Annotated in this window: 9 protein-coding genes and 1 pseudogene; 6 read left to right on the top strand and 4 right to left on the bottom strand. The window is 45.9% G+C overall.

Annotation, left to right across the window (positions count from 1 at the left end; all coding sequences use genetic code 11):
- A pseudogene (locus QUA99_RS20505) lies at positions 1 to 535 on the top strand (DUF262 domain-containing protein); the annotation flags it as partial.
- Positions 532 to 1230, top strand: a complete 699-nt coding sequence (locus tag QUA99_RS20500) for an MAE_28990/MAE_18760 family HEPN-like nuclease (RefSeq protein ID WP_333240189.1) — start codon at positions 532 to 534, stop codon at positions 1228 to 1230. The pseudogene QUA99_RS20505 and the gene QUA99_RS20500, both read left to right, overlap by 4 nt.
- Here QUA99_RS20500 and QUA99_RS20495 read toward each other — a convergent pair.
- The 3 genes from QUA99_RS20495 to QUA99_RS20485 form a co-directional block, all read right to left on the bottom strand.
- Positions 1227 to 2267 (bottom strand): DNA cytosine methyltransferase, encoded by a 1041-nt coding sequence (locus tag QUA99_RS20495; protein ID WP_333240187.1) that lies wholly within the window; start codon positions 2265 to 2267, stop codon positions 1227 to 1229. The genes QUA99_RS20500 and QUA99_RS20495 overlap by 4 nt on opposite strands.
- A gap of 253 nt (positions 2268 to 2520) precedes the next feature.
- A complete protein-coding gene (gene arsM, locus QUA99_RS20490) occupies positions 2521 to 3489 on the bottom strand; it encodes an arsenosugar biosynthesis arsenite methyltransferase ArsM (RefSeq protein WP_333240185.1) in 969 nt (322 codons plus the stop codon).
- 83 nt (positions 3490 to 3572) lie between these two features.
- On the bottom strand, positions 3573 to 5138 hold the full coding sequence (locus QUA99_RS20485) for a hypothetical protein (RefSeq protein ID WP_333240183.1): 1566 nt from the start codon (positions 5136 to 5138) through the stop codon (positions 3573 to 3575).
- Positions 5139 to 5780: 642 nt separating this feature from the next.
- Here QUA99_RS20485 and psaA point away from each other — a divergent pair.
- From psaA to QUA99_RS20465, 4 genes are all read left to right on the top strand, one after another.
- Positions 5781 to 8075, top strand: coding sequence for a photosystem I core protein PsaA (psaA, locus tag QUA99_RS20480; RefSeq protein ID WP_333240181.1), 2295 nt, complete (start codon positions 5781 to 5783; stop codon positions 8073 to 8075).
- A 110-nt stretch (positions 8076 to 8185) separates the two neighbouring features.
- Positions 8186 to 10411 carry a photosystem I core protein PsaB gene (gene psaB / locus QUA99_RS20475; RefSeq protein WP_333240179.1) on the top strand — a complete coding sequence of 742 codons (2226 nt, stop codon included), beginning with the start codon at positions 8186 to 8188 and terminating at the stop codon, positions 10409 to 10411.
- A gap of 168 nt (positions 10412 to 10579) precedes the next feature.
- Complete coding sequence (locus tag QUA99_RS20470) at positions 10580 to 11938, top strand: AAA family ATPase (RefSeq protein ID WP_333240177.1); 1359 nt, start codon at positions 10580 to 10582, stop codon at positions 11936 to 11938.
- 1 nt (position 11939) lies between these two features.
- On the top strand, positions 11940 to 12476 hold the full coding sequence (locus QUA99_RS20465; RefSeq protein ID WP_333240175.1) for a hypothetical protein: 537 nt from the start codon (positions 11940 to 11942) through the stop codon (positions 12474 to 12476).
- Positions 12477 to 12600: 124 nt separating this feature from the next.
- Here the strand turns inward: QUA99_RS20465 and QUA99_RS20460 are convergent, their stop codons facing one another.
- Positions 12601 to 12750, bottom strand: a complete 150-nt coding sequence (locus QUA99_RS20460) for a hypothetical protein (RefSeq protein WP_333240173.1) — start codon at positions 12748 to 12750, stop codon at positions 12601 to 12603.
- Between the last annotated feature and the right edge of the window lie 233 nt (positions 12751 to 12983).

Raw genomic sequence — 12983 nt, 5'->3', positions numbered from 1 at the left:
CATCAAAATCTCAAAAATCATTTTCGGGTTCCCTCTCGTATTTTTGCCCGTATCATACCGTAATTCAGCAACGCCATTTATTAAACTATGCCCCTTGTCGGAGGCACTTGTCCGCAAACGGGAACCCGAAGAATTTGTCCTTCGTTTTTTTGCATATTTAAATAATTATAAAAACTTTGACAAACGAGTTAATGAATTTCTTAATGAATATCTAGAAGCACATAACCATAATGGAATTGACCAAGATGGTATGCGCTCTGAATTTCATACAATGTTAGACTTTGTTGAAAAATACTTTTCCAATGGATTTAGCAAATCAAAAGGTCATGTTAAAACACCAAGAATTCGATTTGAGGCAATTTCTGTAGGTGTTGCACTTGCCTTAAGAGAAAAAAATGATCTTGTGCCAAAGTCAATGAAATGGCTTGACTCACCAGAATTCAAGGAATATACTACTTCTGACGCAAGTAACTCTAAACCTAAAGTAATTAAGCGGATTGAATATGTTCGCGATCGACTTCTCGGTAAAGCATGACTAGCACATTATTTCAGGACTTCAATGAACGTTCTAAAGAAGTGAGCAAATATTTTATGTTCTTGAAGAGTTTGGAACAGGGAACTACTAAATTAAGTATGCAAGGTCAGGGAGGAATTTCTAAAATTAAAGAAATTGATTCTGAGTTAATTAAGACGTTAAAAGCTAGTGGTTTTCTGTTGCTCTATAACCTAGTGGAATCAACAATGCGAAACGCGATCCAAGCAATATTTGATGAACTCCAAGGTCAAAGAGTTTCCTACGACCAAATTAGACCTGAACTTAAAAAAATAGTCCTCAAGAACTTAAAGAAGCGAGATCCTGACAAAATATTTTCAAGCATAACAGCTATTTCCATTGACATTATTATTGCTGGTTTTGATAAAGAAGATCTTTTTTCTGGAAACCTTGATGGTAGAAAAATACGAACTACGGCAACTGAGTATGGATTTTTACATAGAACTGACTCTGCCAAAACAGGTGACGGAATAGATTTGTTGATAATTAAGTCAAATAGAAATGATTTAGCACATGGCTTGAAATCTTTTGCAGAGGTAGGGAAAGATAAAACTGCAGATGAGTTATTAGAAATTAAGAATAAGACGGTCACATATTTAAGGCAAATACTGCAAAATATTAAACAATATTTATCAAATCAAGACTACTTGGATTCATCTACTTTCGGCACTCCTTAACTAAAGTCTTCAATATGATTTAGGATGCTTTTGGCAATAACTTGACCAAGTTTGACAGGCACAGCATTGCCAATCAATCGCCCTACTATATCGATCGCCACTGGTTTATCATAGGCTACAAACTGATAGGCTGGCGGAAAGGTTTGTAATAAAGCTGCTTCTCTCAGAGAGATAGCCCTATCTTGTTCGGGATGACCAAACCGACCATTACCAAAACCAAAACACTGCGTAGTGATAGTTGGACTAGGTTTATCCCATTCCATTCTACCATACACTGCTGGATAAGTTTTACCACTTGTTTTTAAGTGGCATTCTGCGATTAAGTTTTTAGGCCAATCTCGCCAAGTTCCTCCAGGTTTGGAAGCACGAATACGACGCTGATTTAATTCAGAAAGTTTACTACATCTATGTAGCCAATCTCTTGTAGAAGCTTGACCCGCAGAAAGGGGTTCAAGGTGTTCAATAGTTTCTCGTACTGTTTTGTAGAGTTCTGGCTGATGTGTCGCTGGAATTAAATTAATTTTGCCAAATTTTGAAGCAAGTAACACTAATCGCTTTCGAGATTGAGGTACTCCATAATCTAGACAGTTAACTTCATAAGATTCAAAGCAATAGTTTAACTTTTTCAACTGGTTAATAAATTCATAAAAAACTGAATGATGTTTTAACTGAAGTACATTTTCCATAGAAATAACATCTGGTTGGGATTCTTCAATCAGACGAGCAAAATCGCGGCATAGTTTCCACTTCAATTGTTGATCGTTGTAGCGTCTTGAATAACTTGAAAATGGTTGACAGGGAGCGCATCCTGCTAAAATGTTTATACTACTTGTAGAAAAATGTTCTCCCAACTCAGAACCGCTGATATTTGCGACATCTTGTAATATAAATTTTGCTTTGTTGTTGTGTTCGTATGGAAATTTACACGCGGGATCGATATCATATCCAGCTTTCACTGGAAGACCTGCTTGTTCAAACCCATGCGTTAGTCCTCCAGCACCACAAAATAAATCTACTGTAGAGATGCTTCTAGTCATTAACTCTCTCTTGTTAGGATACCCGACCCAACAGGGTAGTCTAGCGTATTTGACTACCAACTACAAGACAGCGAGTTAGCACATTGCTTTTACTGATTGTACCTCATGCGGTTGAAAACCTCTCTATACCAGACTGGCAAATATACCGGGCGCTCAGAAATCGCACAGTTTACGGGTACACAGACAAAACCCGCCTGCGCGGTTTCAAGCAGCTTCATTTGTGCAGGCGCGGTTTAAACCGCCGTTTTTTCACCTAACAGCAACCGCCGCCGTTATAATGCCAAGTCGAATCAGTAATCAACACCCGATCCGGCATCAATCCCCCCAAATTCCCAGCAGTTTTATCGCACACCGCTGCCGGAACGCCTCGCTGCAAAATGTGACCAGCCCCGTCATCAAACAGCTCTTCCATGCCCCTATAAATCGCCGTCTTGCCAGTGAAAATGCAAGCTCCGTCATCCGGTACATCCACTTTGAAAGACACCGAATCCAGGCTTTCTAACAGCAAATCTGCATCCAATTGATAATTGTGTTTGTCCAGCAATCGGTAAGGACGGCGCGCCCGCACTTCGACTTGTCCAAAACCAACGTCTACAAGGTGTTGAACGTATTCTGCGTATGTCAGAGCACCGGACAAACACAAGGCCCGCAAGCGTTCGTCTTGCTTCAAATGCTGCGGAATTGGCCGAGTTGCGATCGGATCGCTCATCAACAATCTGCCACCGGGTTTTAATACCCGATAAGTCTCTTTTAATGCTTTAGCTAAATCTGCGGGTTCAAAGATATTAAACAAGCAGTTTTGGGCGACAACATCTACAGAAGCATCCGGCACTGGCAACGCAAAAGCATCGCCTTCACAAATTTCTACAAAACTCGGATCAAACCAATCATTTTCGTGGGCGGCTATTTGCAAGTTTCGTGCAGCCGCGTCTCGCATTGCTGCAACGGGATCGACGGCAATAACCGCTCCTTTGTGTCTTGAAAAATATGCAAATTGTAGTGCTTCTAGGCCGCCGCCGACGCCTACATAAAGTACGAAGGGATTGCCCACGAGTTCGGCGGCGTGAACGGTTGTGCCACAGCCGTAATTCATTTCTTGCATTTGTTCGGGAATTTTTAATCCTGGCAATTGCAAGGGACTGCTTTGGACGCAGCAAAGTCCGATTTGGGGGGTTTCGGCAACATCGCTGTAGAATTTGGCGGCAGTTTCGAGATAGGTCATTTTCGATTGTCCTAATTTTTGATTTTTGACCGCAGATGGAGGACGGGCGGGACGCCCATGCCACGAAGCCCAGAAAGTTTTTGTTAGGTGGCAAATTCGACTTTTTGTTCGGATTTGGGCTGATTTTCTGGTTGGGAAACTGTTGTTTCGGGAGAGGCTAATTCGCTGGTTGGTTGGCTAGGAGTTTCAGTGGCAACTGGTGGCGTTGGCGGTAAAAGATTGGGAGACGGTTCTGGGCTCGTGGGAGCAATTACTTTTGGTACTGGAGCTTTTTCTGTTATTTCTGGCAGGGTTGGTGGCTCTGAAGGAGTAGCAGGTTCGACAACTTGACGCAAAAAGTTGCGGAACCGATTGTAGTATCCTTTATATTCCTGTTTTTTTGCTTCGGGAGATGCTGTTGCTTTTGGTTCTATTACTTGAACGGGTTCTACAATTTTCGGGGTTTCTAACTGTGGAGTTGCTGTCGGTGCGGGTTCTATTACTTGAACGGGTTCTACAATTTTCGGCGCTTCGAGTTGGGGGGTTGCTGTCGGTGTGGGTTCTATTACTTGAACTGGAGCAACTGCCGGAGCGACTGCTGGCTCTTCTAAGCTCGGTTGGGTAACTGGGGTTTCTGGAACCGCTGGTGGGGGTTGGACAACTGGTGTTTTTTCTAATGCAGGTGTCGGTTGTGGTTCGGGGGTTGGGGTTGGTTTGGGTTCGGGCGCCTGGTAAGCACGATCGACTATACCGCGAGTTTCTGCTACTGTTAGTTCGCCTCGCAGTAATTTTGAAAGAGTGTCTTGACCGAGCGGTTCGTAATTTATCAGTCTGACTGTATTATTAAAGGCGTTTTTGACGATATTTCCCCGTTCGTCAATTAATTCTAGCTGTACCCAGTTTTTCCCTGGTTTGAATCCTTTAAGATATATAGGTTGCCACTGGTCGATCGCAAAGCTTTCGCCGTTGACTGTGGCTCGAATTTTCCAATCGAGTATTTCATCTTGGGAATTTTCTTGCGCCACTTGGTGCTGGGGGGCATTTGTCAAGTAAAAGTCGAGCAGGATGGGTTCTGCGCCGTAGCTGCCTTGGGGGCTGTTGTACGTTAATAGGGGCAATGTTCGATCGGGATTATTGTCGTCTGTTTTGGTAAAAATGTGAAAGGTGGTTTGGGCTGCTGCACCTTCGTTTTTAAAGCTTTCTTCCCAAGGGCGAGCGGCAAACATTTGCAGGGTATGGGTTCCTGGTTCTAAACCCGACAGCGTTAAAGGTTGGTTGATGTCGTAAACTGCTGCATAAGGTTGGTTGTCTAATAAAACTTGCAGATGGGGGCCCAAGCCCAAGTTTGCATCTTTGAAAATGGGCAAGTCCTTAACTTGGAACTGAACAGACACATTTATATCCTGAAGCACTTCGTCAGGTTTTGGATTCAAAATACTAACTTGAGGCTGGTAGATTTTTAGAGCCTGACGCAGTTGTTGAATGGCTTCTGGGGGAGAAACCTCTGAAATTTTATTTACCTCGGCGGTAGCTGAGCCGCTCTTGTTCCCTGATTTGGGCAATTCGGGGTGGCCCGCGCCACAACTTGCTAAACCCAAAATTAATACTGCTGCTGCGAACAATGCCAGCAGCCTGCCCGCAACCGTTCTGTGCCAATTGATCCCAATCACGCAACCATACTCCTAGAAGCCTTCTCATAGGGAACTATAGCCCAAAAATGAATTTAGTATTGGGGAATTGCAGCTCATGAATTCCAAAAGCGGGTAGGAGCCAGGATTGAGGCAGCAGCGGGCAACCTATCGTCTCCGACTATTAATTCCCGCAGCCGTTTTCCACAACATATATCTACAAATGAGTATTCCTCAATTACTTGATCTTTGAGTTTTGTAAAGTTAATGGCAGTACCCCTTGACTTTTTCGAGGGACTGTGGAATTTAAAGGCGTTATTACATCAAGAATTGAGCCTTTTTTAAGTATTGTTAACAAGCGATTAATACTTCTCTAGCAAGCTTATAATTCATAAAACTCCCTCAAAAGGAGCAGCCGTATCAAGTCTGAATCAAGGAGGCGATGGGCTGCATATCTGGCGAGAAGAGTTGGCAGTACCCAGGCACATTGTTAGCGACACTGGGAAACTGGCTTCTTCAAAGAAGCAAAATGCTTGGGGAGACGATGCACCTGCGTCTAGCTCTGCAAAGAGTGAAGTGCAAGCAGTGTCGGCTTTCCCGAGAATCCCCCGCCTAATCAAGCACGGGGAGTGTCAGGTACATTATTCAGTTCTCGTTCCTTGTCTTACCGAGAGGAGAGTCTTCATGACCATTAGTCCTCCAGAGCGAGAGGTAAAAGCTAGGGTAGTAGTCGATAAGAATCCGGTTCCAACTTCTTTCGAGAAGTGGTCAAAACCCGGTCATTTCGATCGCACTCTAGCTAAGGGACCAAAAACCACCACTTGGATTTGGAACCTCCACGCTAACGCTCACGACTTTGACAGTCATACAAGTGACTTAGAAGACGTTTCGCGCAAAATCTTTAGCGCTCACTTCGGCCACTTGGCAGTAATCTTCGTATGGTTGAGTGGCGCATATTTCCACGGCGCTAAATTTTCCAATTACGAAGCTTGGCTGACAAATCCTACAGCCATCAAGCCCAGCGCTCAAGTGGTCTGGCCGATTTTTGGTCAAGAAATTTTAAATGCAGATGTAGGCGGCGGCTTTCACGGGATTCAGATCACCTCTGGTCTATTCCAACTGTGGCGCGCCAACGGCATCACTAACTCATACCAGCTATATTGCACTGCGATCGGCGCCCTGGTAATGGCAGCTTTGATGCTGTTTGCCGGTTGGTTCCACTATCACGTCCGCGCTCCGAAACTGGAATGGTTCCAGAACGTGGAATCGATGATGAACCACCACTTGGCAGGTTTGCTAGGCTGCGGTTGCTTGGGCTACGCCGGACAGCAGATTCACGTTTCGCTGCCGATCAACGCTTGCATGGACGCGATCGATGCAGGCGCACCTCTGACAGTCGGCGGTAAGCTGATCAAAACAGTTGCCGATATCCCGCTGCCACACGAGTGGATTTTGACACCGAGCTTGATGGCAGACATCTACCCAAGCTTCGCTAAAGGTCTAACGCCCTTCTTCACCCTCAACTGGGGCGCTTATGCCGACTTCCTGACCTTCAAAGGCGGTCTGAACCCCACCACAGGCGGTTTGTGGCTGACAGATACAGCGCACCACCACTTAGCGTTGGCAGTGCTGTTCATCGTCGCCGGTCACTTCTACCGCACTAACTGGGGCATCGGCCACAGCTTTAAAGAAGTTCTGGAAGCTCACAAAGGCCCCTTCACAGGCGAAGGCCACAAGGGGATGTACGAAATCTTCACGCAGTCTTGGCACTGCCAACTGTCGTGGAACTTGGCCTGGATGGGATCTCTGAGCATCATCGTGGCTCACCACATGTACTCGATGCCTCCGTATCCGTACATCGCGACTGACTATCCGACTCAGCTATCGCTGTTCACCCACCACATGTGGATTGGCGGATTCCTGATCGTCGGTGCAGCCGCTCACGCAGCAATCTTCATGGTGCGGGACTACGATCCGGCGCAGCACGTTAATAACTTGCTCGACCGCGTACTCCGTCACAGAGATGCAATCATCTCTCACCTAAACTGGGTTTGTATATTCTTGGGCTTCCACAGCTTCGGTTTGTACGTTCACAACGACACGATGCGGGCTTTCGGTCGTCCTCAAGATTTGTTCTCGGATACCGGGATTCAGTTGCGTCCGATATTTGCCCAGTGGGTGCAAAACATCCACGCCTTGGCTCCGGGCACAACAGCGCCTAATGCTACGGAAATCGTCAGCCACGCTTTTGGCGGCGGTGCAGTAGTAGTCGCCGGCAAAGTAGCAATGATGCCGATCGAGTTGGGTACGGCGGATTTCATGATCCACCACATCCACGCTTTCACCATTCACGTTACAGTCCTGATTCTCTTGAAGGGCGTGTTGTTTGCACGCAGTTCTCGCTTGATTCCTGACAAAGGCAACTTAGGCTTCCGGTTCCCTTGCGACGGCCCGGGCCGTGGCGGCACCTGCCAAGTTTCAGGTTGGGATCACGTGTTCCTAGGCTTGTTCTGGATGTACAACTCCATCTCGATCGTGATTTTCCACTTTAGTTGGAAAATGCAGTCGGACGTGTGGGGAACAGTATCGCCAGACGGCACAATTTCTCACATCACTGGCGGCAATTTCGCACAAAGTGCGCTCACGATTAACGGCTGGCTGCGGGACTTCCTTTGGGCGCAAGCTTCTCAGGTGATTCAGTCCTACGGTTCGGCACTGTCGGCCTACGGTCTGATGTTCCTAGCCGGACACTTCGTGTTCGCCTTCAGCTTGATGTTCCTGTTCAGCGGCCGCGGCTACTGGCAAGAACTTATTGAGTCGATTGTTTGGGCTCACAACAAGCTCAAGGTAGCTCCGTCGATTCAGCCTCGCGCTCTGAGCATTACTCAGGGTCGGGCTGTGGGTGTAGCTCACTACCTCCTGGGAGGAATTGTCACTACGTGGGCATTTTTCCTAGCGCGAATCATTTCGGTAGGGTAAACTACCCCTAGGTTTTGGATTCGGGATTTGGGAGGAATCTCAAACTCTGAATCCAAACTCCGAACCGAATCCCTTCAACTTTGTTCAGGATTCAGGATTAATCAAGGCTTATGGCAACGAAATTTCCAAAATTTAGCCAAGACCTTGCCCAAGACCCGACCACAAGGCGGATCTGGTACGGGATTGCCACAGCGCACGACTTTGAAAGCCACGATGGCATGACCGAAGAAAATCTTTACCAAAAGATTTTTGCTTCTCACTTCGGCCACCTAGCAATCATTTTCTTGTGGACTTCGGGCAGCCTGTTCCACGTAGCATGGCAAGGTAACTTTGAACAGTGGATTAAAGACCCCCTAAACGTCCGCCCGATCGCTCACGCGATTTGGGACCCGCAATTCGGCGCTCCGGCTGTAGAAGCTTTCACTCAAGGGGGCGCTTCTAACCCGGTGGATATCTCTTACTCCGGTGTCTACCATTGGTGGTTCACCCAAGGGATTCGGACAAACGCCGACCTGTATCAAGGAGCTATCTTCTTGCTACTACTGGCGGCTGTCTTCCTGTTCGCAGGTTGGTTGCACCTCCAGCCCAAGTACCGCCCCAGCTTGTCTTGGTTCAAAAATGCTGAATCTCGCCTCAACCACCACTTGGCTGGTTTGTTCGGTGTCAGCTCTTTGGCTTGGACTGGTCACATGGTTCACGTTGCTATCCCCGAATCTCGCGGACAGCACGTAGGTTGGGACAACTTCCTGTCTACCCCACCTCACCCGGCCGGTTTGGCTCCGTTTTTCACGGGTAACTGGGGCGTATACGCCGAGAACCCAGATGCAGCGAGCCATGTCTTCGGTACTTCCGAAGGCGCGGGAACCGCAATTCTGACTTTCTTGGGTGGCTTCCACCCTCAAACAGAATCCCTGTGGCTGACAGACATCGCTCACCACCACTTGGCGATCGCAGTTCTGTTTATCGTTGCCGGTCATATGTACCGGACTAACTTCGGTATCGGTCACAGCATCAAAGAAATGTGCGATGCTAAAGACTTCTTTGGCAAGAAAGTTGAAGGCCCTTTCAATATGCCTCACCAAGGCATTTACGAGACCTACAACAACTCGCTGCACTTCCAATTGGGCTGGCACCTCGCCGCTTTGGGCGTAATCACCTCCCTGGTAGCACAGCATATGTACGCGATGCCTCCCTACGCTTTTATAGGTAAGGACTTCACGACTCAGGCTGCGCTTTACACCCACCACCAGTACATTGCTGGATTCATCATGGTCGGCGCTTTCGCCCACGGAGCTATCTTCTTGGTGCGGGACTACGATCCTGAAGCAAACAAAGGCAACGTGCTCGATCGCGTGTTGCAGCACAAAGAAGCGATTATCTCTCACTTGAGCTGGGTGTCGCTGTTCTTGGGCTTCCACACTCTCGGCTTGTACGTTCACAATGACGTTGTAGTTGCTTTCGGAACTCCTGAAAAGCAAATCTTGATTGAACCAGTGTTCGCACAGTTCATCCAAGCTGCTCACGGAAAAGCTCTCTACGGCATGGACGTGCTGTTGTCTAACCCTGACAGCATTGCTTCTACCGCTTGGCCGAACTACGGTAACGTATGGCTCCCAGGCTGGTTGGACGCGATTAACAGCGGTACTAACTCTCTGTTCTTGGCGATCGGACCTGGCGATTTCTTGGTTCACCACGCGATCGCACTAGGCTTGCACACCACCACTTTGATCTTGGTCAAGGGCGCTCTGGATGCACGCGGTTCTAAGCTGATGCCGGACAAAAAAGACTTCGGTTATGCTTTCCCTTGCGACGGCCCCGGCCGTGGCGGTACTTGCGACATCTCTGCTTGGGACGCCATGTACCTGTCTGTATTCTGGATGTTGAACACCCTAGCTTGGGTAACGTTCTACTGGCACTGGAAGCACCTGGGCATCTGGCAAGGTAACGTGGCTCAGTTCAATGAGTCTTCTACCTACCTGATGGGCTGGTTCCGCGATTACCTCTGGCTGTATTCTTCTCAGTTGATCAACGGTTACAACCCGTATGGTACTAACAACCTGTCTATCTGGGCCTGGATATTCTTATTCGGACACCTGGTTTGGGCCACTGGTTTCATGTTCCTGATCTCTTGGAGAGGTTACTGGCAAGAGTTGATCGAGACCTTGGTTTGGGCTCACGAGCGCACTCCTTTGGCTAACTTGGTTCGCTGGAAAGACAAGCCTGTTGCTTTGTCCATCGTCCAAGGTCGTTTGGTTGGCTTAGTTCACTTTACTGTGGGCAACGTCTTCACTTACGCGGCCTTTGTAATTGCCTCGACAGCCGGGAAATTCGGGTAATTCTGAACTCTGGTTTCTAGGTAATTAAATGAAATCCCCTGCCTTCTGGCGGGGGATTTTTTTAGGTCTTTGGCTTAACTGAAGCTTTTAATCAGGAATCTGAGGGCGATCGCGCTGTGATCTAAACCTCATTTTGGGTAATAATAGAGAAAAGCCTCAGTCTTCAACATGGTTCAACTGTCTTCTGACTGGAATAATGAGGCTTATGTGTCTCTGCATCTGGTTCAGACAATGCTGGAAATGGCGGGTTTGCCTCGCAAGAGTAGTTATTCTCACTGGATTCCAGAGTTTAAGGTTAAAGTACCTAAACTGACTGCCAATAGTCAGTTAGTTTGGACTCAAAAAGAAGTTGATTTCTTAGTAGAAGACTTGAGTCGCTATATTAACTTTCTGGTTGAAATTAAGACGGCTAAAACTAGACTTGATGCGGCAGCTCGCATTCAGTTAGAAACGTATCTGAAATACTCTAATACAAGATTTGGGATACTGATTGATCCGTTTTCGGTGGAGATTTACGAATATACACAAGGGTTCGCGACTCTAAAGTGTAAGCACAATATAGAAAACCCAGAACAAGTTCAACCAGTAGCAAATTTCGTTAGAAATTTTTTGGATACAGTTAAAATGCGTACAATTGCAATTTACACAGCTAAGGGTGGAGTTGGCAAAACCACGTTAGTCGTTAACATCGCTTATGAATTAGCCAAAATAGGTAATAGAGTTTTAGTTGTTGACTTGGATGATCAAGCTAATGCTAGTTTATCTTTAGGAGTTAATAAAGCTGATGAGTTAGATAATGCTACAAATCTGAAAGAGTTTGTCCAAATTTTGGATTCCTTTAAAGATCGAAAAGAACTCATTAATTTTTTAGAAGACTATGATAAAGACGGTTTTAGCTATAAGGAATATATTCAACCTTCATCTTTAAATAAAATTCTCAATTTTGCTAATAGTACAAAGGGAAGAATAGATGTTCTCCCAAGCAGTTACAAAACAACAGACAGTAGCATCTTAAAATTAGGTGTTTTTTGGCAGAAAAAACTTGATAATGCCCTTTGGAAATCAGGTTTATCAAACGATTATGAGTATGTAATTATGGATACGCCACCTAGCTTGACTGCTGTTACTCAGAATGGTATCCTTGCTGCTCAGTATGTAATCATACCGTCACAGATGGAGTATCTCTCAGTATATGCAATTAGGATACCCATAAAAGATGCAAAAGAGATTCACGATAATACCGATGGTAGGAGAGGAAATATTTTAGGAATAATTCCTATGATGGTTGAAAATGTTAAGCTGCACACTACTATAAAAGCTTTAGTTTCTAAGGTATTTCGAGATATCCCTCTTCTTCCAGAGATAAAGCGAGCTACCGCTGTTGGTCAAGCTTCTCATGATCGCAAACCTCTTTCTTTATTTGCTGAGCAGAATAAAGGAGCGAGTAGTGTAGCAACACAATTTTCAACTTTGACCAAACAAATCGTCAGCCAAATAGATCACTTAGAAAGGAATAGCAGTAAGTAACATGGTCAACTTTTACAAAAAAATTGAGAGCCAACCTTCTTTTGTAGTCTTAAATCAGATAGAAATTGCTCAAGAAAAGTCAGGAACTTCAACCTCAATCATCAAAAAAGTTTCGCAATCTCTAACTGATTGGAACTTTAACCTGTCTCTGCCGATTGTTTGTCTCACCGATGAAGAAGATCACTACCATTTGTTAACTGGTTTACCCATCTATGAAGCAGCTAAGGCAGCTAATCTAGTCAGGCTGTGGGTGTTTGTGATTGCAGCCAAACAACCAGAAGCAGAAAAGGCTATTGAACAAGCTGTTTTGCAGTCAAAGCTGAACGAAAGAGTTGTTGAGCCTCAAGACGTTACAGATTTCTTGGATTTTATTAACAATCCAAAATCTGACCTTACCTCAATCCCTGGAGTTAAAGATGGATACGCAAAGCTGATCCGCGATAAGCGTGTTTACAGTTCTCTGGAAGATATGCAGAAAAAACTAGGTGCTAAGCGCGGCTTAAATTGGCTAAGAGCATACAAGCAATCAAGAAGCTAAGCTCGCCAGTTCTTGAAGTTTTGAGAAGTGAGATCGCCCCGAACGTCACTTCACCAAAAGGGCGATCGTCCTCATCGCCTCAAATCTCCCCATTCTCCTGCATCTGATGCACCCGATGGGCCAATTATTGCAAGCGCTTTTCGTCCAACTGGTCAATCGCCAGCATCCGGACATAGAAAATTTCCTTCAGCGTTAGTCGGGTTGCTAGCGCCTTTTTCTGCACAATTTCCTTGATGATGGGGCTCACCCCGAGGGCGGTACTGGTTCTGGTCACAAAACTAACCGGAGATTAACCACTTCGATCGAATCTTAGCACTTTGCACCCGAGCTTTTAGCTGTGGGGAAAAATGCTTAAGCGCGTCTTGACAAGAGGCAACACAATGTGAATGTGAAGTCAATCAGCAAATACTGACTTAATTAAGAAATATCAAGAAATATACCATAAGATAATTAGATGGTAAAGTTATCCAATTGATGTGACGAGCGATCGCTCTTTACCATCGCACG

Source organism: Microcoleus sp. F10-B2, from assembly GCF_036704965.1.
Lineage (GTDB): Bacteria > Cyanobacteriota > Cyanobacteriia > Cyanobacteriales > Microcoleaceae > Microcoleus.
Note: the sequence above shows the minus strand (reverse complement) of the source record. Positions and strands in the feature narration are given on the sequence as shown.

What these genes read in the sequence shown, in the direction of transcription:
- QUA99_RS20500 (WP_333240189.1), top strand. Translation starts at nt 532, where the DNA reads ATGACTAGCACATTATTTCAGGACTTCAATGAACGTTCTAAAGAAGTG.
- QUA99_RS20495 (WP_333240187.1), bottom strand. Translation starts at nt 2,267, where the DNA reads ATGACTAGAAGCATCTCTACAGTAGATTTATTTTGTGGTGCTGGAGGA.
- arsM (WP_333240185.1), bottom strand. Translation starts at nt 3,489, where the DNA reads ATGACCTATCTCGAAACTGCCGCCAAATTCTACAGCGATGTTGCCGAA.
- psaA (WP_333240181.1), top strand. Translation starts at nt 5,781, where the DNA reads ATGACCATTAGTCCTCCAGAGCGAGAGGTAAAAGCTAGGGTAGTAGTC.
- psaB (WP_333240179.1), top strand. Translation starts at nt 8,186, where the DNA reads ATGGCAACGAAATTTCCAAAATTTAGCCAAGACCTTGCCCAAGACCCG.
- QUA99_RS20470 (WP_333240177.1), top strand. Translation starts at nt 10,580, where the DNA reads ATGGTTCAACTGTCTTCTGACTGGAATAATGAGGCTTATGTGTCTCTG.
- QUA99_RS20465 (WP_333240175.1), top strand. Translation starts at nt 11,940, where the DNA reads ATGGTCAACTTTTACAAAAAAATTGAGAGCCAACCTTCTTTTGTAGTC.